This is a genomic window from Burkholderia theae, assembly GCF_048565265.1.
Taxonomy (GTDB): Bacteria; Pseudomonadota; Gammaproteobacteria; order Burkholderiales; family Burkholderiaceae; genus Burkholderia; species Burkholderia theae.
On sequence record NZ_CP183461.1, the window covers coordinates 3,698,777 to 3,718,748 of the forward strand.

21 protein-coding genes are annotated in these 19,972 nt (G+C 64.2%); 7 read left to right on the forward strand and 14 right to left on the reverse strand.

The genetic code is table 11. The features are described 5' to 3' along the window. The first annotated feature begins 184 nt into the window (after nucleotides 1-184). Nucleotides 185-496: a DUF4148 domain-containing protein gene (locus ACN22W_RS17450; protein WP_419685573.1), complete on the forward strand. Its 312-nt coding sequence runs from the start codon at nucleotides 185-187 to the stop codon at nucleotides 494-496. Nucleotides 497-599: 103 nt separating this feature from the next. Here ACN22W_RS17450 and gshA read toward each other — a convergent pair whose 3' ends face one another. The 3 genes from gshA to ada form a co-directional block, all read right to left on the reverse strand. Next, nucleotides 600-2,213, reverse strand: coding sequence for a glutamate--cysteine ligase (gshA, locus tag ACN22W_RS17455; RefSeq protein ID WP_419685574.1), 1,614 nt, complete (start codon nucleotides 2,211-2,213; stop codon nucleotides 600-602). Nucleotides 2,214-2,504: 291 nt separating this feature from the next. After that, complete coding sequence (locus ACN22W_RS17460; protein ID WP_419685576.1) at nucleotides 2,505-3,464, reverse strand: DNA-3-methyladenine glycosylase family protein; 960 nt, start codon at nucleotides 3,462-3,464, stop codon at nucleotides 2,505-2,507. After that, a complete protein-coding gene (gene ada, locus ACN22W_RS17465; protein ID WP_048244749.1) occupies nucleotides 3,461-4,552 on the reverse strand; it encodes a bifunctional DNA-binding transcriptional regulator/O6-methylguanine-DNA methyltransferase Ada in 1,092 nt (363 codons plus the stop codon). Before ada ends, ACN22W_RS17460 begins: the two co-directional genes overlap by 4 nt. 435 nt (nucleotides 4,553-4,987) lie before the next feature. Between ada and ACN22W_RS17470 the strand changes: the two genes are divergently transcribed. Then, nucleotides 4,988-5,401, forward strand: coding sequence for a VOC family protein (locus ACN22W_RS17470; protein ID WP_343495076.1), 414 nt, complete (start codon nucleotides 4,988-4,990; stop codon nucleotides 5,399-5,401). A 21-nt stretch (nucleotides 5,402-5,422) separates the two neighbouring features. On the opposite strand, the gene ACN22W_RS17475 is transcribed toward ACN22W_RS17470, so the two are convergent. The 3 genes from ACN22W_RS17475 to speG all read right to left on the reverse strand — a co-directional run bounded on the left by ACN22W_RS17475 (nucleotide 5,423) and on the right by speG (nucleotide 7,560). After that, the gene (locus tag ACN22W_RS17475; RefSeq protein WP_129513287.1) at nucleotides 5,423-5,977 is read right to left on the reverse strand and encodes a YaeQ family protein; all 555 of its coding nucleotides are present in this window, start codon (nucleotides 5,975-5,977) and stop codon (nucleotides 5,423-5,425) included. 189 nt (nucleotides 5,978-6,166) lie between these two features. Continuing rightward, complete coding sequence (sap1, locus tag ACN22W_RS17480) at nucleotides 6,167-6,514, reverse strand: surface attachment protein Sap1 (protein WP_164991978.1); 348 nt, start codon at nucleotides 6,512-6,514, stop codon at nucleotides 6,167-6,169. A gap of 503 nt (nucleotides 6,515-7,017) precedes the next feature. Next, nucleotides 7,018-7,560 (reverse strand): spermidine N1-acetyltransferase, encoded by a 543-nt coding sequence (gene speG / locus ACN22W_RS17485; protein ID WP_048244756.1) that lies wholly within the window; start codon nucleotides 7,558-7,560, stop codon nucleotides 7,018-7,020. 150 nt (nucleotides 7,561-7,710) lie between these two features. On the opposite strand from speG, the gene ACN22W_RS17490 reads away from it, so the two are divergent. The 3 genes from ACN22W_RS17490 (at nucleotide 7,711) to ACN22W_RS17500 (ending at nucleotide 9,718) form a co-directional block, all read left to right on the forward strand. Continuing rightward, nucleotides 7,711-7,881 (forward strand): hypothetical protein, encoded by a 171-nt coding sequence (locus ACN22W_RS17490; protein ID WP_014895655.1) that lies wholly within the window; start codon nucleotides 7,711-7,713, stop codon nucleotides 7,879-7,881. A 115-nt stretch (nucleotides 7,882-7,996) separates the two neighbouring features. Next, nucleotides 7,997-8,245, forward strand: a complete 249-nt coding sequence (locus tag ACN22W_RS17495; RefSeq protein WP_048244790.1) for a DUF2795 domain-containing protein — start codon at nucleotides 7,997-7,999, stop codon at nucleotides 8,243-8,245. A gap of 114 nt (nucleotides 8,246-8,359) precedes the next feature. Further along, nucleotides 8,360-9,718 carry a GGDEF domain-containing protein gene (locus ACN22W_RS17500; RefSeq protein ID WP_412022798.1) on the forward strand — a complete coding sequence of 453 codons (1,359 nt, stop codon included), beginning with the start codon at nucleotides 8,360-8,362 and terminating at the stop codon, nucleotides 9,716-9,718. A gap of 258 nt (nucleotides 9,719-9,976) precedes the next feature. Here the strand turns inward: ACN22W_RS17500 and ACN22W_RS17505 are convergent, their stop codons facing one another. The 4 genes from ACN22W_RS17505 to mnmE all read right to left on the reverse strand — a co-directional run bounded on the left by ACN22W_RS17505 (nucleotide 9,977) and on the right by mnmE (nucleotide 14,304). Beyond that, on the reverse strand, nucleotides 9,977-10,225 hold the full coding sequence (locus ACN22W_RS17505) for a hypothetical protein (RefSeq protein WP_419685579.1): 249 nt from the start codon (nucleotides 10,223-10,225) through the stop codon (nucleotides 9,977-9,979). Between the two features lie 12 nt (nucleotides 10,226-10,237). After that, on the reverse strand, nucleotides 10,238-10,753 hold the full coding sequence (locus ACN22W_RS17510; protein WP_419685580.1) for a hypothetical protein: 516 nt from the start codon (nucleotides 10,751-10,753) through the stop codon (nucleotides 10,238-10,240). Then, entirely contained in the window at nucleotides 10,750-11,844 is a 1,095-nt protein-coding gene (locus tag ACN22W_RS17515) for a DUF6402 family protein (protein ID WP_419685582.1), read from the reverse strand. The genes ACN22W_RS17510 and ACN22W_RS17515 overlap by 4 nt, the downstream gene beginning before the upstream one ends. 1,065 nt (nucleotides 11,845-12,909) lie before the next feature. Continuing rightward, nucleotides 12,910-14,304, reverse strand: a complete 1,395-nt coding sequence (gene mnmE, locus ACN22W_RS17520; RefSeq protein ID WP_419685584.1) for a tRNA uridine-5-carboxymethylaminomethyl(34) synthesis GTPase MnmE — start codon at nucleotides 14,302-14,304, stop codon at nucleotides 12,910-12,912. A 338-nt stretch (nucleotides 14,305-14,642) separates the two neighbouring features. On the opposite strand from mnmE, the gene ACN22W_RS17525 reads away from it, so the two are divergent. Further along, nucleotides 14,643-15,077 carry a transcriptional regulator gene (locus ACN22W_RS17525; RefSeq protein ID WP_048244762.1) on the forward strand — a complete coding sequence of 145 codons (435 nt, stop codon included), beginning with the start codon at nucleotides 14,643-14,645 and terminating at the stop codon, nucleotides 15,075-15,077. A gap of 110 nt (nucleotides 15,078-15,187) precedes the next feature. Here ACN22W_RS17525 and yidC read toward each other — a convergent pair whose 3' ends face one another. From yidC to rpmH, 4 genes are all read right to left on the reverse strand, one after another. Then, nucleotides 15,188-16,855 (reverse strand): membrane protein insertase YidC, encoded by a 1,668-nt coding sequence (gene yidC / locus ACN22W_RS17530; protein WP_419685586.1) that lies wholly within the window; start codon nucleotides 16,853-16,855, stop codon nucleotides 15,188-15,190. Nucleotides 16,856-16,863: 8 nt separating this feature from the next. After that, a complete protein-coding gene (gene yidD, locus ACN22W_RS17535) occupies nucleotides 16,864-17,130 on the reverse strand; it encodes a membrane protein insertion efficiency factor YidD (RefSeq protein WP_175964357.1) in 267 nt (88 codons plus the stop codon). Nucleotides 17,131-17,205: 75 nt separating this feature from the next. After that, nucleotides 17,206-17,667 carry a ribonuclease P protein component gene (rnpA, locus tag ACN22W_RS17540; RefSeq protein ID WP_048244765.1) on the reverse strand — a complete coding sequence of 154 codons (462 nt, stop codon included), beginning with the start codon at nucleotides 17,665-17,667 and terminating at the stop codon, nucleotides 17,206-17,208. Between the two features lie 15 nt (nucleotides 17,668-17,682). Beyond that, on the reverse strand, nucleotides 17,683-17,817 hold the full coding sequence (gene rpmH, locus ACN22W_RS17545) for a 50S ribosomal protein L34 (RefSeq protein WP_004198824.1): 135 nt from the start codon (nucleotides 17,815-17,817) through the stop codon (nucleotides 17,683-17,685). A 421-nt stretch (nucleotides 17,818-18,238) separates the two neighbouring features. Here rpmH and dnaA point away from each other — a divergent pair, with 421 nt between their 5' ends. Continuing rightward, nucleotides 18,239-19,816: a chromosomal replication initiator protein DnaA gene (gene dnaA / locus ACN22W_RS17550; RefSeq protein ID WP_419685619.1), complete on the forward strand. Its 1,578-nt coding sequence runs from the start codon at nucleotides 18,239-18,241 to the stop codon at nucleotides 19,814-19,816. Nucleotides 19,817-19,972: the final 156 nt, after the last annotated feature.

Genomic DNA, 19,972 nt, shown 5'->3' on the forward strand with positions numbered 1-19,972 from the left:
GGAAACCCGCGGCGAACGGTTCGCCATCGCGCTCAACACGGTCACCCGCACAATGTTGCAGGTGCAACAAAGGTGCCTGCCGGCGGGCGGGATGTTTCGTTTGGCGTCCGAAGCCTAGACTGGCCGCATCGATTCCGCCCGCGCCGACGACGGCGCGGCACCGGAACCTCACGGAGCAAACACGATGAAGACGATGAAACACGCGGCATGCGCGATCCTGCTTATCGGCGCGGCCTTCGCCGCCCATGCGCAGGCCGCATCGACGCTGACGCGTGCGCAGGTCCGTCAGGAACTCGCAGCGCTGCAGGCCGCCGGCTACCGGACGAACCTCGCGAGCAGTCCCGACTTTCCGGAGTACATGCAGGCGATCATGCAGCGTGCCGCGCAGGCGCGCGGCGAGGACACCGGTTACGGCAGCGAAGGGAGGGGGAACGAGGAATCGGGCAAACCGGCGCTACCGCACGCGATCGATCGCGGCACCTACGCCCATCACTGATTGCGGACCGAACCCGCTTGAACGGGTAACGGCGCGGCGCCACCGGCGCCGGCCGACACACACGCGGCCCGCACGCCAGCGCGCGCGGCCGCGTGCGCGATCCTCAGACGCTGAAGCGGTTCAGCGTATAAGCACGATAGGCCGCGACGAACGCATCGAACGATCCGGCCTCCTTCGCTTCGAGATCGGCCTGCTCGGCCAGCGACTTCGCGGCGAGCGCCTGCTCGGTGCGCAGCGTGTCCGCCGACGGCGGATGCGCGCGGAAATGCGCGGCATGCGCTTCGCTCTGCGCCAGCGCGAACCCGAGGAAGGACTGCCCGTTCTCGCGCATCGTGCGCAGCACGCGCGCGGATGAAGTGCGTTCCGGATCGGCAAGCTTCTCGCGTTGCGCGGCAATGGCGCGCACATGCTCGTCGCCGCCGCGGATCTCGTCGAGACGGCGGCCGATGGTTTCGATATCGGTCATCAGCTCGTCCGCCCACGCCTGCAGCGTGATCGGCTGGCCGTCGCGCACCAGCGTGAGCCCCGGCTTGCGGCCTTCCATCGTCACGCTGCCGAAGTTCGCGTTCGCTTCCTTGTACGCGTCGCAGTCGAGCGGCGCGCTTTCGTCGAGCGCGCACGCGAGCAGGAACGCATCGATGAAGCGCGCGGTCTCCAGCGCGATGCCGGTCGGCTCGAACGGATCGATGTCGAGGCAGCGCACCTCGATGTACTGCACGCCGCGCGATGCGAGCGCATGCAGCGGCCGCTCGCCCGAATACGTGACGCGCTTCGGACGGATCGTCGAGTAGAACTCGTTCTCGATCTGCAGCACGTTCGTGTTGATCTGGATCCACTCGCCGTCGCGATGCGTGCCGATCGCCTCGTACGCCGGATACGGCTCACTCACGGCCTTGGACAGCGCGTCGAGATAACCGGGCAGCGTGTTGTAGTCGACATGCAGCGCGGCCTGGGCGGTCGTGTTCGAGTAGCCGAGATCGCTCATCCGCAGGCTGGTCGCATACGGCAGGTACAGCGTATCGGCGTCGAACGTGTCGAGCTTGTGCGGCTTGCCGCGCAGGAACTTCGTGTCGAGCGCGGGCGACGCGCCGAACAGGTACATCAGCAGCCAGCTGCGGCGGCGGAAGTTGCGGATCTGCGCGAGATAGCGCTCCGACTGGTAATCGACGAGCGTCGCCGTCGAGCCTTCTTCCGCATGCAGGCGCCGCCACACTTCCTCGTGCAGCGAGTAGTTGTAGTGGATGCCGGCGATGCACTGCATCGTGCGGCCGTAGCGATACGCGAGGCCGCGCCGGTACACCGTCTTCAGGCGGCCGATGTTCGACGTGCCGTAGTCGGCGATCGGAATCTGGTCGTCGGCCGGCAGCAGGCCCGGCATCGAGTCGTTCCACAGCATCTCGTCGCCGAGCGACGCATAAACGTAGCGATGCAGATCGTCGAGGCGTTCGAGCGTGATCGCGGCGTCGCGTTCCGCGGGCGTGATCAGCTCGATCAGCGCTTCGGAATAGTCGGTCGTCAGCGACGGATGCGTGAGCGCCGAACCGAGCGCGCGCGGATGCGGCGAGAACGCGATCATCCCGTCGCGCGTCACGCGCAGGCTTTCCTTTTCGATGCCGCGCAGGCCGTCGGGCAGATGCTGCCGCGTCGGGCCCGAGCTCAGCGCTTCGAGGCGATTCAGCAGCAGTTCGGACTGGCGGTGAGTCATGGTGTTCGACATGGAGACGCAAGTGCGTGACGGCCGCGCGCAGAACGCCGCGCGAGGCCGGCTGGATTGTTGGTCGCTTCGTTGGTAGCGGGCACTTTAACATCTCGCCGGAACACGCGCTTGAGGTGGCGCCGGGCACGGCGCGCGGGGCGGAGCGGGCCGCCGGACGGGGCGATCGCGGCCGTCGCGGCATGTGGCACCGGTGCGAGGCGGCACCGATGGGCACGTCGGTCGCGTGCATTCGTCCGATGGAACGCGATGCGCAGACAGGCGGCAGCAGGTGCAACCGTGCCGCCGAATCGGTCATCCGCCGCGCGCGCCGCCCGCCCGGTCGGCCACTTCGTTCCACAAATGCAGCGCCGCGTACGCGCGCCACGGCCGCCAGCCTTCGGTGCGGCGCTTCTGGCTCGCCAGCCGGTCGAGCGCCGGGTCGCGTGCGGCGATCGACTGCATCAGCACGAGATCGGACGCCGGCCACGCATCGGGGTCGCGCCACGCGCGCATCGCGATGTATTCGACGGTCCACGGGCCGATGCCGGGCAGATCGAGCCACGCGCTACGCAGCGTCGCCAGGTCGGCATGCTCGCGATCGACCGGCACGTCGCCGGCCGCCACCGCGCGCGCCACGCCCGTCAGTGCCGCCACGCGCTTGCCGGGCATCCCGATCTTGTCGAGATCGCACGCGGCCAGCGCGTCGGGCGTCGGGAAACGCCACGCGGGTGCGCCATCGTCGACAGGCACCACCCGCTCGCCGGCCCGTTCGACGAGCCGGCCGACGATCGTCGTCGCGGCCTTCACGCTCACCTGCTGGCCAACGATGGCGCGCACGGCCAGCTCGAACCCCGACCATGCACCCGGCACGCGCAGCCCCGGCGCGGCCTCGACGAGCGGCGCGAACCAGGGGTCGCGCACGAGCCCGCCGCCGATCGCGGCCGGATCGGCGCCGAGGTCGAACATCGTCGCGACGCGCGCGGCGAACGCATCGTCCACATGGCGCGCGACCGCCCCTTCGACCGTCGCGATCAGGCAATGCTTGCGCGGATGTTTCGTGACCGTGAGCCGGCCGGAATCGCCGTGCAGGTCGACGATGCGGCGATACGTGCCGTCCGCGACCTGCTCGACACCCGGAATCGCGCGCCCGCTGAAGAAGCGCAGCACGCGCGCCCAGTCATACGGCGCATTGAAGCGCAGTTCCATCTGCGCGGACGGCGGCACATGGCCGCCGTTCACGATTGACGTGATCGTTGTTTTCGCGAGGCTCAAACTGCGCTGCCCTCCGTCACGGCTTCGGTTTCATCGTGGTGGACATGACGCGCCTCGGATGCGAGCAGCGTCGCCTTGCGGCGCACGCCCCAACGATATCCGGAGAGCGCGCCGCCCTTTTGCACGACGCGGTGGCACGGGATCGCGAGCGCGACCGGGTTCGACGCGCACGCGGACGCGACGGCCCGCACCGCGCGCGGCGAGCCGAGCGCCTCGGCGATCTCCGAGTAGCTGCGCGTTTCGCCGTACGGAATATGTGTCAGCGCTTCCCACACGCGCTGCTGGAAGGCGGTCGGCGCGATGTCGAGCGGCAGGTCGAACGCGTGCCGCGTGCCGTCCAGGTACGCACGGATCTGCGTGATGAACGGTGCGAGCCGCGCGGGCGCTTCAACCAGCTCGGCACGCGCGAACGCATCGTTCAGCTCGCCGACGAGCGCAGCCGGCTCATCACCGAACGCGATCCGGCAGATGCCCTGTTCGGTCGCGGCGACCAGCACCGTGCCGAGCGACGTCGCCGCGGTCGCATAGTCGATCCGCAGCCCGGCGCCCTGGCGGCGGAACGCGGACGGCGCCATCCCGAGCTCGCGCGGCACCGACGCATAGAGCCGCGACGGCGAATTGAAGCCCGCGTCGACGGCCGCCTGCGTGACCGGCTGCCCGCTTTGCAGCGCCTGCCGCAGCGCGGCGCCGCGCTGCGCGGCCTGGTACTGGCGCGGCGACACGCCGACCACGCGCTTGAAGAGCCGTTGAAGGTGGAACGGGCTCACGTGCACGGCATCGCTCAGTTGCTGGAGCGTGAGCCGCTCGGCGTGCGCGTCGAGCACCGCGCATGCGCGGTTGACGATCTCGAGCTCGCGCGGCAGCCCTTCCGGCTGGCAACGCTTGCAGGGGCGGAAGCCGGCCGCACGCGCGGCGGCCGGATCGGTGAAGTAGGACACATGCTCGCGGCGCGGCAGCCGCGACGCGCAGGTCGGGCGGCAGAACACGCCGGTCGTGCGCACGGCATAGAAGAACGCGCCGTCCGCATGCGGATCGCGAGTGGTCACGGCGCCCCAGCGGGCATCGTCGGTCGGATAGGCGGTTTTCATCTGAACCTCGCACTCTGTATGTAGTGTAGATGGTGCCTACTCTAGACATCGGCGCATGCCGTCGCGCCCTGAATCTTGCTCTCTGATTCGAGCCGGCGAACCGGGGACGCATCATTCAAGCATAAATCCGACAAAACGCCTGCGCCGGCTGTTCCGGCGCGGTTTTCGTCATCGTCCCGTCACCATTTTGCTGCAGTGCGGATGCGACAAATCGCCGTCCTGACGTTTTTTTGCATTCGGAATATTGCGTCGCACCATCGCCGTGTGTATAGTTGGAACTGTCTCCTCCATGTCTCCTCCTGATATGGATTAAGCCCGTTCCGCTCCGCGTGAACGGGCTTTTTTTCGTCTGTCGATTGTGCCGCGTTCCAGCGGGCGGCGCAGGCGCGATGCGTCTACACTCGATGCTCGATGACTGCGAAGGAGTGCCCGCCCATGAAGCCCACCATCCGCGCGATCGATCACATCGTGCTGCGCGTGACCGACATGGCGGCGATGACGCGCTTTTACTGCGACGCCGTCGGCTGCCATGTGGAGAAGGAACAGCCCGATCTGGGCCTCGTGCAGCTGCGCGCCGGCGATGCGCTGATCGACCTGATATCGGTCGGCGGCCCGATCGACCGTCCCGACAGCGGGCCGCCCGGCACCGGACGCAACCTCGATCACCTGTGCCTGCGCGTCGAGCCGTTCGATCCCGACGCGCTGATCGCGCATTTCGCCGCGCATGGCGCACGGCCGGAAGCCCCCGCGGAGCGCTACGGCGCCGGCGGCTACGGGCCGTCGATCTACCTGTTCGATCCCGAAGGCAACATGCTGGAATTCAAGGGGCCGCCGGCCGCGATCGGTTGAGCGCGGCCGGTGCGCGGGCCGTCACGCGCCCGCGCGCGCCTTCAGGACCGTCCATTCGACCGCGATCGGGTCGTGATCGGCGCTCGAGATCCACGCCGCGCCGTCCTGCACCGTGCACTGCAGGCGCATCGTGCGCTCCGCGAGCTGCCCGAGCGCGGCCGCGACGCCATCGGCGAGCGACAGCACCTGCACGTTGCGCAGCCGCTCGACCTTGCTGCGTACGCCCTGCCACCAGATATCCGACGTCTTGCCGCCGTACGCGATCACCGTGACCTGTCCGGCGCGGCCAGCCGCCTTCGAGATGCGCCGCTCGTCGGGCTGGCCGGCCTCGATCCAGACGTCGATCGCGCCCGTCAGGTCCTTCTGCCACAGATCGGGCTCGTCGACGTCCGACAGCCCCTTGCAGAATTCGAGCCGCTCGTTCGCGAACAGCGCGAATGCGACGATCCGCACCATCATCCGGTCGTCGGTTTCCGACGGATGGCGCGCCACCGTGAGCGCGTGGTCGGCGTAATAATGCCGATCCATGTCGGCGATTTGCAGTTCGGCTTTGTAGATCGTGGATTTCAGCGCCATGCGGATGCGGCCCGGGCGGGCATTCGGTTCGGTCGGGCCGTGATGATACCGAATGCGCGCCGCCCGGCGCGTGTCATGTGCGTGCCACAGCGCAACGGCCCGGCATGCACCGGGCCGTGTTCGGTTCGCGCCGCCGGCCGATCGGGCCGGCGCGCTCGCGCGTCGTGCGACTGCGCGGGTTATTGCGGGTTATTGCTTGACGAAGCGCGAATCGGTCCAGAGACCCTGCTGGTCGCTGTTGTCGGCGCTGACGAACTGCACGTCGCCCTGCTCGACCGACACCACGCGGAAACGCTGGCCTTCCGGTACCGACAGGCAACGGTAGTCGTCGAAGTACTGCTGCTTCGCCTGCGATTTGCCATCGCGCTCGTGGCTCAGTACGGAGTCCAGATTGTCTTTCGACAGGCAGCCCCATGCGTTCTTCGTCAGCTGGATTTCCTGCGTCGGCTTGACGGCCGAATCGCCGCCTGCCTGGGCAATCGACACCACGCAAAATGCACCGACGAGGGCAACGAGGATACCGGTTCGTTTCATCATGTTCTGTCTCCAGGCTTGCGGGCACCAGGCTTGGGTTAGCTATGTGTTTAAAGGTGATCGTGAACCCGCGTTTTTTCACTTTAGAAGACCGGCAAGCGATAGCAAGCACATTTGTTGTGCGATCGCAATAGCGGCGGATTGTCGCACCCCGCGCGCAGCCCGATTTTCGTGCGATGCGCACACGCGGCGACGTGTGCCGCGCGGCGGACCGGCCCGTGACACCAGGCGGAAAGCGTTATCCGGCAAGGTTTTCAGAAAAATTACAATGCGGCGATTGAACGGTTTGGATAATCCATTTCGCCATCCCGATCATTTTGATGCATTGCACCTAAAGTCATCCGAAACAATCTGACTTTACCGCAACGCGGAATCGCATTTACCTGATACAAGAAAAATGCCAAGTATAAGCGCATGCGTATTTATCCGTATTTCCCCGCATGCCTCCGGCGCCCGCGGAGGCCCCGCCGCGGGTGTCTTTCGTCAGTGTTTTGACCCGGCTTTATTCAGGCAGATTGCTGACGCTCGAAATAATCGCGCTGGAAAATGCACATGCGATAAGCGTTGTGATACGCGCCGTTTCCGAAAAATTCTTCCTTCAATTCGGCCTCGTGCTGGAATCCGCATTTTTCGTACACGTGAATCGCCGCCGCATTCGACGTATCGACGATCAGGTACAGCTTGCGCATGTTCAGGACCTTGAATGCGTACTCGATCGCGAGGCGCGTCGCCTGGCCCGCATAACCGCGCCCCTGGCATTGCGGCGCGATGATGATCTGGAACTCGCCGCGGCGATGGATGTAGTCGAGTTCGATCAGCTCGACGAGGCCGACCAGTTCGCCTTGCGAATCGACCGTGACGAACCGGCGCTCGCGCTGGTCGTGCACGTGACGGTCGTACAGTTGTGACAGTTCCGAGAAGGTTTCGTACGGCTCCTCGAACCAGTAGCGCATGATCTTCGCGTCGTTGTTCAGTTCGTGGACGAAGCGCAGGTCCTGGCGCTCCAGCGGCCGTAGCGCGAGCGTGTTGGTATCGTTCTGGAGTTGCATGTTCAGTCCTTTTTGAGGCCGGCGCACGTGCGAAACGCCCGCGCGGCGCAGCCGCGTTCGGGCCCGTTTCGCACTGTAAGAAATTGAACGCGGGCGAAGTTCAGAGCCTAGAATGGGAGCTAGGGTTCCTGCCACCGCAGGGAGGCTATCGTGATCGAGCAAGTCATACTCGGTATTTTTCTCGTCCTGCCGCTCGTGATCGTGGCGGCGCTGTTCTCCGACGAGCTTTGGCAGGAGCATCGGCGTCAGCATCCGCGCGACGAAAACGCACCCCATATCGACTGGAAGCACCCGTGGCGCCGCGTGCGACGCGAGCATTGAGTCGATCGCCGTCCCTGCGCAGTGCGCGCCGGCCGGGCCACCCCGAGCCGGGCAACACGTGGCGCGCCCCGATTCCGCTTCGATCCGATTCCCGCTCAACCCGCGAGACGCCGCCGTGAACGACCAGCCCGCTCCCCCGCCGCACGATATCCCTCACGAAACGATCGATCTGCAGATCGCCGACGTGCTCGCGGCCGTCCGCTACCCGGCGAACAAGGATGCGCTCGTCGATGCCGCGCGTGACGCCGGCGCCAGCAACGAAGTGCTGTCGATGCTCGACGGCCTGCCCGAACAGGACTACGCGGACGTCGACGCCGTCACGCACTGGGTCGCCGGCAACTTCGGGCCGGGGCTCGGCATTTGAGCGCGCGCCAATAACGCGATAGGATCGGGCCGCACCGGTCGCGCCGCGACCGGATGCGTGCCGTGCCGCCCGGCGCAAGACCGGGCGTTTCCGCACGCGTGTCCGGGGGACTCCATGGAAGGCATCCTGATCCAGCACACGACGCGCCGTCAGCTCTGGTTCGGCGCGTTGACGGCGCTCGTCATCCTGCTTGCGCTCGGGATCGCCGCGCCGCACGCGAACGTCACACTGCCGGCCGTCGAGCCGTTCATGCCGATGTGCGCGCTCACCGTGTTCACGACCGCGAGCATCGCGGCGTTCTTCCTCGGCGCGCAGTTCACCGTCACGCGCCAGCCCGTGCTCGGCGCGCTCGGCGGCGCCTACGCGTTCACCGCACTCGCCGTCGCGCTGCAGTTGCTCACCTTTCCGGGCGTGTTCGCACCGCATGGCCTGCTCGGCGCTCGGCCGCAAAGCGCCGCGTGGATGTGGGTCTTCTGGCATGCGGGTTTCCCGTGCTTCGTGATGGCCGCGCTGCTCGCCCGCGAGCGGCTGACGCGCGCACCGGTCGGTGACAGGCAGACGCGCCGGTGGGCGGTTGCGCTCGTCGGCGGGCCGGCCGTCGCGGCCGCGCTGCTGTGCGCGTTCGCGCTGAACGTGTCGCTGCCGCCCGCGTTCCTTCCGCCCGGCGACGCGGCCTTGCTGCCCTTCAACGGCATCGCGCTCTTCGTGTGGATCCTCAATGCGCTTGCGCTTGTTGCCGTGCTGGCCACGGGCCGGCTGCGCACGACGCTCGACCTGTGGCTCGCGATCGCGGTGCTCGCGTGCCTCACCGACACGACGCTGAACCTGTTGGCCACGAACCGCTACACGGTCGGCTGGTATGTCGCGCGCGTGTTCAGCATGTTCACGCCCGGCGTGCTCGTGTGCGTGCTCGCCTGGGAAGTGACGATGCTGTACCAGCAGCTGTTCGAGGCGCATGCGACGCTGGTTCGTTCTTCCGCACGCGACGGCCTGACCGGCGCGTTCAACCGCAGCCACTTCAACGATCATTTCCACACGCTGTTCCTGCAGGCGCGACGGCAAGGCGAACCGCTGTCGCTGCTGATGGTCGACGTCGACCGCTTCAAGGCCTACAACGACGCGTTCGGTCACGTGAAGGGTGATGCGTGCCTGATCGCGGTCGCGAATGCGCTGGCCGGCGCGGTGAGGCGGCCAGCGGATATCGTCGCGCGTTACGGCGGCGAGGAGTTCGCGATCGTGCTGCCGAACACGGGCGCGCGCGGAGCGCGGGTGGTTGCCGAAGAGGCGCGCGAAGCCGTGTTGCGGCTCGATCTCGCGATGCCTGCTGCGCCGGCGGGGCGCGTGAGCGTCAGCGTCGGCTGTGCGACCGTGTCGGCCGACGACTTGTCGACACCCGATGCGTTGATCGAAGCTGCCGATGCCGCGCTGTATCGTGCGAAGGATGCGGGGCGAAACAGGGTCGTCGTCGCCTGAAAACGTCTGCTGTTTGGAGCATTTGTTACGGTCATTTTGACCGGAATAATCCGCCGTTACGCATTGCGGAGCGGGGATACCAATGCTTACAGCCGGTGTTGCGGGCGCTGGCTATGCTGGGTTTCACATTGAACCCAAGCAGGTGAGCGCCATGAAGAAAGTCCTTTTGCTGATTGCCGGCGTCGCCGTGTTGCTGAGCGGCTGTATCGTGGTGCCTGATGGTGGGTACTACGGTGGCGGCGGGTATTACCATCACCATCATTGGGATTGATGCGGGTGATGATCCGGATGCGTCGATCGGCACGCGTGCCGATGCAGGATCGACGATCCGAACCGCAACGCAATCAGGCCGGCGTGGTCAGCTCGGCATGTATCGGAAAGATCTGTAGCGCGGCGAGTGTTTCGTAGTGGAGATGCTCGACGCGCATCCTGTTCCGCATCTTCGATCAGGTTGTCGTCAGCATCCAGTTGGTACGGGTCGCCCAGTAGTTCATGAATCGTCGACATCGACGTGATCTGCTACGGGAGTCGCGCAAGCATCTGGTCAAGAAGGGTCGGCGGCAAACTGATTTCACCAAGATCTCGCTCTTCACGGTACATCAATGTCTCCTTTCCCCAATGGAGCTTAACCGGTATGCCAGACGTGTCCCGGTACGTTCGCTCGGCGATGAGGCGCTCGCCTCCTTCGTCGTAAAGTCTGAGAACGATCGTATGTCCGAAATAGCAGTATCGAGCCCAATAACCGCCATGCGGAGAGCGCTCGCTGTTTCTCTCACTCGGATAGCAAATCGCACGCCGTTGTGCATCCTTCCAGTAGCTCCAGGTGATGCCAACGGCAACAACGATAGAAATTGCCGTGAAGGTGCGTCGAATTAAAATTCCAACCTCCTCCACAATAGCGCCCGCCCAATCGCCTGGCTTGGACAAGATCGAATGCAGCAATCGCACCAGAAAAGCAAGTGTGACGACTGGCAGTATTGCGACCAGAAGAATTACCATTAGGGCGATACCGGCTTCGTTGATGGTCGCGCTCATGCAAATCGAAGTTGAATAGGTTCCCGCAACCTGATGTACCGGTAGTCGGAAAAAATAACGAAATCACCGCCACGACGATAGCGCTGCTGCCATTGACGGAAGGAGCTGTTCCGAACAGGATAATAAACGTTCCCTGGCACTCGCATGTCGCCAATCGCAACGGGATAATCTATCCAAGGGATGCCCGCCGCCCCAGCAGCCAATGAGGCTGGCACGATGGCTGCACCGTTTCGGTTCCAGTGTCCGAGATACTGCGACGGCTGCCCCTCTTCTGTGGTGAATGTGTAATTGTCTTTGATGTAAATGATAATAGAGGTGATCGTCACATGACTGCCATCTTGATTGAAGTACGCATAACCGACGGCAGCGTAAAAACTAAATGAACCAAGTGCGCCGGTCAGATCATCTGGTATTCCACCACCACGCACTCGCTGAGCAATAAACGTATCAATTTTTTGACCGAGCGAGCTTTCCACTCCTGCACGCTGGAATTGAAACCGCCTGTGCAACTCCTTCAAATCTCCGTGGCAAAGACCGAGAGCATCGATCTCTCTATACGAAGCTCTGAGCGAGGACAACGCATTCCCAATCGCGTTCATCGAGTTCCGGGTAAGCAAGTATTCAATCTTTTGCAAGGCATCATACTGCACCTTTGCTCGCTCATATTTAAGCACCCAGTCAAGCTTGATTGTCTTTGTGTCGTACATTTCGGGCGGGTATGGCTCGCCATCCTGATTTATATATGCCGTCTCATCACCATCGGTTGGCGAATAGTTTAGCGAGCCGGCAAACCACCGCTCCATCAACTTTGCCGAGATAGGCATCCAGAGCTTACGCATCGCGTCTGGAATCTCCTGAATATCAAACGGCGGTACGACTTCCTTCTTTTTTGCGATCGGGGCAGGACTAGGAATTTTCGGTGGGTCTGGCGTGTTCAGCCAAGTCTTGAAGCGTGAAATCGCATCGGCTATCCGAGCAATGTCATCAGCCATTTGATCCAGTGTATCGGGCTTCGGGGATTTCGGCGCAGGTTTGGTCGGCGCCACCTCTGATACCGGTCGTTTTGGCAACGGCGGCGGATCCATATCCATGGACAGCGCAATATTGGGAACAATCTTGCAACCGTCCGCACCATCGCGAAGCTTCCACTACCAAAGCAATTTGCTTGCTATGTAGTACGGAATTTTTTCGTTAGCCATCGACTTTTATCCGGAGTATTGAAGAGTGCCATACGGGCATTTATCGAGTTCCAGCCTCAATCGTCGTGTGTGCCGGTTTTCCCTGCTTCAATGAAACAGGCTGCGCCGCCTCCCGACGGAATCAAACTGCTCGGCCAATCATCGAGCCATCGACGCACCGGGTGAGTTCCAATAAATAAGGGAATCCGTTATGAATATGACAGAGACCGGACTGGATTCGCAGAGAGAATCGCTTGCACGACATGATGAGATAAGCCGCCGCTTGCCAACGCATCAAGCACGATGGCACGTCGAGCGGCGATTCCGCGCATTTGGAGAATGCTTGCGAATTGTCACGACTGGTTGCAGCTTGCAGCGCAAGGCTGCCGGGAGTTTGTCATCTACTCCGACCAGCGATATGCTCCTGGCATTCCCACGGATCAATCTTCCATGAGCAATACGAAAAACAAATCAAGCAACACATCGCCTCGAAGTGATTTTGTAATTTTAAAAACTTCCCGCGCACTGCTCGCTATCGTGCTTGTAGGCTTTTCTCGTCATCGATCGCACCCCACATGGAGAAGAGTGCAAAAAATTCGATATCTCCAGATGGCAAGTATATTGCAAATCTATGTCTTCTAATCTGGGTTCCAGGCGGAAACTCCCAGTACGTTGATCGCGTATACAGTGCGCGCACCGGAAAGTTGCTGGCGCAGCACACATTTAGCACATCCACCCCTGAAATGTCCTGGTATAGCTATAACGACGTATATGTGGCTTTTTCGAGGGGTGACGGTGGTGATAACTCGGTATATATATCCCTCCCCCCCGTCTCTTATCGATCGGCTATTCGCAACGCGCCCGCACCTGCAGCTAGTCTGCACGGCCCACTTCATTGTCGCCATGGGGACGCCGAAGTGTTCTGCTGTCCAAGTATTGGTCGGACCATTCTCGTCAAGCAGCGTTTTGCGCCCCCTCTTACTTCCCGATACAAAACCTGCTGAAAATCACCCCCAGCAGATCATCCGAAGTGAACTCCCCGGTAATCGCATTGAGCTGCTCCTGCGCGAGCCGCAGCTCCTCCGCAAACAGATCGAGCGACTGCGCGCGCTGCTCCGCATGATCCGCCGCCTGCGCGAGATGCTCCTGCGCGGCCCGCAGCGCGATCAGATGCCGCTCGCGCGCGAGATACACGCCCTCGGCCCCCGCCTGCCACCCCGCGATCCGCAGCAGCTCCGCGCGCAGCATGTCGATCCCGTCGCCGCGCTTCGCCGACAGATGCACCTCGGTCAGATCACCTTCCGCCGCCGGATGCTCGACACAAGCCGGCACGCCGGTCAGATCCGTCTTGTTCAGCACGCGCACCACCGGCACGCCGCCCGGAAACCGCGCCGCGATCACCTCGTCATCCGGCGTCAGCCCCGTGCGCGAATCGAGCAGATGCAGCACGACGTCCGCGCGCTCGATCTCGCTCCACGTGCGCGCAATACCGATCCGCTCGACTTCATCCTCCGTCTCGCGGAGCCCGGCCGTATCGATGATGTGCAGCGGAATCCCTTCGACCTGGATCGTCTGCGCGACCTTGTCGCGCGTCGTGCCCGCGATCGGCGTGACGATCGCCAGCTCGGCGCCGGCCAGCGCGTTCAGCAGCGACGACTTGCCGACGTTCGGCTGCCCCGCGAGCACGACCGACAGCCCCTCGCGCAACAGCGCGCCCTGCCGCGCGTCACCAAGCACGTGCACGAGCTGCGCGCGGATCTTCGCGAGTTTGCCGCGCGCGTCTGCCGCCTCCAGGAAGTCGATCTCCTCTTCCGGAAAATCCAGCGTCGCCTCGACCAGCATCCGCAGCGTGATCACGTCGTCGACGAGCGCATGGATCTGCCGCGAGAACGCGCCGTCGAGCGACCGCCCGGCCGAGCGTGCCGCCGCCTCGGTGCTCGCCTCGATCAGGTCGGCAACCGCCTCGGCCTGCGCGAGGTCGAGCTTGTCGCTCAGGAACGCGCGCCGCGTGAACTCGCCCGGCTCCGCGAGCCGCAGCCCGAAGCCGCGCCCCGCATCCAGGCAGCGCTGCAGCAGCAGCTGCATCACGATCGGCCCGCCATGCCCCTGCAGCTCGAGCACGTGCTCGCCGGTGTACGAGTGCGGCGCCGGGAAATACAGCGCGATGCCACGGTCGAGCGGCGCGCCGTGCTCGTCGAGAAACGGCACGTAGCTCGCATGGCGCGGCGCGAGCTTCTGCCCGCACAACGCGTCGATCAGGGGCAACGCGGCCGCCTCGCCGCCGCGCCCGAACGACACGCGGACGACACCGATGCCGCCCCGGCCGGCAGCAGTGGCAATGGCGACGATCGGATCGGAATCGGTAGCGAGCATGGGAATCGGATGAATCGGGTGGTCAGACAGTGAGTGGTGCGCCCGCGCAACAGTTCGGGCATCGGAACGCCGGCATTGTAGCGTGCCGGCCCACACGCCATCGGCCGCCACGCAGGATTCGGACTCGCCCGAATTTATCCCGCCGGGGATAAGTCGAGTATCAGTCCAACGCAATGTCACAGCCACCGTTTCGGACAAGTATGCCTGCCGGAGCGGCTTGACGCTGCGTCCCTCAATTTCGCCACCCATCCCGGTGAAGGCCGGGATTCGTCCGAATAAGATACGTTTATCTCATATGGTTGTCTGAAACGCGGCGGTGGAATTGCACAATCTCCCCCATGCCGACATCCGAAGAAAAAGCCGCGTTCTCGGAACGCCTGAAATTCGCCCTGCGGCGCAGCCCGGAGAAGGTCACCGGCGCGACGGAGCTTGCGAACCGATTCAATCTGCGCCACCGCGGAACGCATCCCGTTTCGCCGCAAACCGCGCACAAATGGCTGACGGGCCGCACGATTCCGACGTCGGACAAACTCGAAACGCTCGCCGAATGGCTGCGCGTCGAACTGCACTGGCTGCATTACGGCCCGTCGCCGAGCGTGATCGAACACCCGACGCCGCAACCGCTGCCGCGCGACGAGCGCTATCCGCCGACGCCCGAGACGATCGAACTCGCGTCGAAGATCGAGGCGCTGTCTCCGCATCAGCGCTACCTCGTTCAGGAACTGATCGAGCAGTTCTACGGCGAGCCGAAGATCGAAGCGAAGAAAGCCTGAGCGGGAACGGCACGCGCCGCCACCAGGAAACAAAAAAGCCGCATGGGCGAACCATGCGGCTTTTTTTGCGTGCATCGCGGGCGGCTCGCCGCCCGCGGGTGCGCCGGGCGTCAGGCCGGCTTCTTCTTGACGCCGCCGAGCTTGCGCGTGATGTAGTACTGCTGCGCGATCGACAGCACGTTGTTCACGACGTAGTACAGCACGAGGCCGGCCGGGAAGAAGAAGAACATGACCGAGAACGCGATCGGCATGAACTTCATCATCTTCGCCTGGACGGGGTCCGGCGGCGTCGGGTTCAGGCTCGTCTGCACGAACATCGACACGGCCATCAGCACCGGCAGGATGAAGAACGGATCGCGCTGCGACAGGTCGTGAATCCACAGAATCCACGGCGCGCCGCGCATTTCGACCGATGCGAGCAGCACCCAGTACAGCGAGATGAACACCGGGATCTGGATCACGACCGGCAGGCAGCCGCCGAACGGATTGACCTTCTCGGTCTTGTACAGCTCCATCAGCGCCGAGTTCATCTTCTGCGGATCGCTCTTGAAGCGTTCGCGCAGCGCCTGCATGCGCGGCGTGATTTCCTTCATGCGCGCCATCGACTTGTAGCTCGCAGCCGACAGCGGGAAGAACACGGCCTTGATCAGCACCGTCAGCAGCACGATCGCCCAGCCCCAGTTACCGACGTAGCCGTGGATCTTCTCGAGCAGCCAGAACAGCGGCTTCGCGATGATCGTCACCCAGCCGTAGTCCTTCACGAGTTCCAGGCCCGGCGCGATGCCTTCGAGCATGCGCTCTTCTTCCGGACCGGCGAACAGGCGTGCCTGCACGTCGGCCGACTGGCCCGGCGCGATCGCGGCGACCGGCTGCTTCACGCCGACGCGGTACAGCGTCGGATCGATCTTCTCCGCGTAGATGTCGCGCTTCACGCCCTGCTGCGGAATCCATGCCGACGCGAAGTAGTGCTGCACCATCGCGACCCAGCCGTTGTCGGCGGAAGTCACGTAGTCGGCCTTGTTCTTGTCGAGGTCGCTGAAGTTGATCTTCTGGAAGTGCTTCGCGTCCGTGTAGACCGCCGGCCCGAGGAACGTGTGCGAGAACATCGGCGTTTCGACGGCCGTGTTGTCGCGGACGAGTTCCATGTAGACCGTCGGCGTGACAGGCGCCGTGCCGACGTTGTCGATCTTGGTATCGACGCCGATCACGTAGCTGCCGCGCGTGAACGTGTAGGTCTTCACGACCTTCACGCCGCCCTTCACCGGCGATTCGAACGACAGCTTCAGCGCGTTCTGGTCGCCCGTCAGCGACGTCGAGCCGGTGTTCACCTGCGTGTAGACGTCGTTGTGGTTCGGGAAGTCGCCGCCGAGCAGGCCCGAGCGTGCGAGATACGTGTGGCCGGCCGTGTGGTCGAACAGCGTGATGTACAGGTCGGGCTGCTTGCCGTCGCCCTGCTTCTTCAGCGTCAGCTTCGCGAGCGTGCCGCCGCGCGTGTCGATTTCGCCGTCATACACGTCGGTCGAGAACTTCACGAGCTGCGCCTGTGCGGCCGGTGCCGTCGTCGACGGTGCGGTGCCGGCTGCGGCGGCAGGCACGTCACCTGCGGTCGTCGTCGTCGCGCCCGTGCCCGATGCGCCGCCGGCAGCAGCCGCGGGGGCCGTTTGCGTAGCGCTCGGGAAGAACATCGACGGGCGTCCATGGGACCGCTGCCAGTTGTCGTACAGCATGACAGCTGACATGAAGAAGATCACCCATAGGACGGTGCGTTTGATATCCATGCGTTGTCTCAGAGTCGATGGGACCGCGCGTCGGCTTCGCCGTGAGCGCGAGTGTCGGAGTTGGGCGGCGGGACGAGGTCGATGCCGCCCGCGGAAAACGGATGGCATCGGCACACGCGCCTGACGGCGAGATACGTGCCGCGCGCGGCGCCATGATACTGGATTGCCTCGCGCGCGTAATCCGAACAGGAAGGATAAAAACGGCAACGGTTGCCGAGCAGAGGGCTCACGGCAACCTTGTAGAAGCGCAGCAAGGCGATCAATACCGTTTCCATACCTTGGGCGGCGCCGTTCGGCGCCGCGTCAAAACCGGCCGGGCGGGCGCGAACGCCGCACCGCGGACGGATGCGTCACTCGGACGCGGGCTTCGACGCGCGGCGAGCGATTTCCCGGACCGCCCTGTCGAGCAGTTCGCGGATTTCGGCCGCGCACATCGCCGCGAGCGGGGCGGAAGCCGCGCTCGGCAGCGCTTTCTTGTCGAAGCGCGTGTGCTGCCGCAGCAGCAGGTCGTAACCGGCGAATTCGGCCCGGCGCACGCGAAATGCATCGCGCGCCAGCCGCTTCACGAGATTACGCGTGACTGCACGCGGCGCGTACTTCTTGCCGACGACGAGCCCCAGACGCGCGGGCTGACCGGTCGGCTTGCCGTAGATCACGAAGTGCGCGGAGCGCCGCCAAGGGCGCAAACGAAAAACGGATGAAAATTCATCCGTTTTCAGAAGTCGCGCAGCTTTCGGGAAGGCGGCTTTCGTCTGCAACGGATTCGCACCCGGCTCGACGGCACCTTCCGCAGGACTGCGGACGGCGGACACAGCGCGCAACCTGCCTTAGATGGCGAGGCGCTTGCGGCCCTTCGCGCGGCGAGCGTTGATGACCTTGCGGCCACCTGCCGTCTTCATACGGACACGGAAGCCATGGGTGCGCTTGCGGCGCGTCACGGACGGTTGGTAAGTACGTTTCATGATGTTCTCACTTGTTCGAGAATGTCGAAATTCAGGGGACCGCGTGCCCTTAACCGGAGGCATTCGGGCGAACGCAATCGCCGGGAATACAGGATTGGTTTTCGCGGAACCCGCTATTTAAACCGGTTTTCTGTTGGCGGTCAATACCTTAGGAGTCGTCCGCCTGTGCCAGCCCCGGCCGATCCGGCCCTGCGACCCACCATCACAGCCTGTGGATAAGTCCCGCTGTGGCGGCGTTTGGCGTTAGAATCTCGCCTTATCTCCAAGAATCCCGCACGCCGCCTCGGCGCTCGCCTGCCTCTGCACGACTGTGACGCAGGCGTCCGAGGCACGCTCGCACGACCGCTTCGGGCCTTGTTGCGCGATCGCGACAAGGGCGCCTGCGAGCCGCGCTGTGCATGCAAAAAACGACAGTTACTTGATGAACGATTTCTGGCAACACTGTTCCGCACTGCTGGAGCGCGAGCTGACGCCCCAGCAGTACGTGACGTGGATCAAACCCTTGGCCCCGGTGGCCTTCGATGCGTCGGCGAACACGCTGTCCATCGCCGCGCCGAACCGTTTCAAGCTGGACTGGGTCAAGAGCCAGTTTTCGGGCCGGATCTCCGATCTGGCCCGGGATTTCTGGAATGCGCCGATCGAAGTCCAGTTCGTCCTCGATCCCAAAGCCGGCATGCGCAGCGCCGCGGCCGGCGCACCGGGCGCAGGCGCCCCGCGCGCGCCGCTGCAGCCGACCGGCCCGGCCGCCATGGTGGCCGCGATCGCCGCGAACCTGAGCGCAAATGCCGCCGCTGCGCCCGCCGCGCCGTCCAGCGTGCCGATGACGCCGTCGGCTGCCGCCGCGCACCACCTGAACGCCGACGACGCCGATATCGACCTGCCGAGCCTGCCCGCGCACGAAGCGGCCGCCGGCCGCCGCACGTGGCGCCCGGGCCCCGGCGCCGCGCCGTCCGGCGGCGAAGCCGATTCGATGTACGAGCGCTCGAAGCTGAACCCGGTGCTCACGTTCGACAACTTCGTGACCGGTAAGGCGAACCAGCTCGCGCGCGCCGCCGCGATCCAGGTCGCCGACAACCCCGGCATCTCGTACAACCCGCTGTTCCTGTACGGCGGCGTCGGCCTCGGCAAGACCCACCTGATCCACGCGATCGGCAACCAGCTGCTGCTCGACAAGGCCGGCGCGCGAATCCGCTACATCCACGCCGAGCAATACGTGTCGGACGTGGTGAAGGCGTACCAGCGCAAGGCGTTCGACGATTTCAAGCGCTACTACCACTCGCTCGACCTGCTGCTGATCGACGATATCCAGTTCTTCTCCGGCAAGTCGCGCACGCAGGAAGAATTCTTCTACGCGTTCGAGGCGCTGGTCGCGAACAAGGCGCAGGTGATCATCACCAGCGACACGTATCCGAAGGAGATTTCGGGGATCGACGATCGCCTGATCTCGCGCTTCGACTCGGGCCTCACCGTCGCGATCGAGCCGCCCGAGCTGGAAATGCGTGTCGCGATCCTGATGCGCAAGGCGCAGTCGGAAGGCGTGAACCTGTCGGAGGACGTCGCGTTCTTCGTCGCGAAGCACCTGCGCTCGAACGTGCGCGAACTTGAAGGCGCGCTGCGCAAGATCCTCGCGTATTCGAAGTTCCACGGCCGCGAGATCTCGATCGAGCTGACCAAGGAAGCGCTGAAGGACCTGCTGACCGTGCAGAACCGGCAGATTTCGGTCGAGAACATCCAGAAGACCGTCGCCGACTTCTACAACATCAAGGTCGCCGACATGTATTCGAAGAAGCGTCCGGCAAACATCGCGCGGCCGCGGCAGATTGCGATGTACCTCGCGAAGGAACTCACGCAGAAGAGCCTGCCGGAAATCGGCGAGCTGTTCGGCGGGCGCGATCACACCACCGTGCTGCACGCCGTGCGCAAGATCGCCGACGAGCGCAGCAAGGACGCGCAGCTCAACCACGAGCTGCACGTGCTGGAACAGACGCTGAAGGGCTGAGCGCGCGGGCGCGCTTGATAATTCGGCATCCGCCCCAAATTAAGGGGGGCGGTTCGGTTTTGAGGCACAATACTGGTTTGACCGCCCCGGTGGAGGCGGGCCAAGAGCCCGGCCGGCGGGGCGCTGCGAGGCTGCTGCGCTGCAGGCCGTTACTCA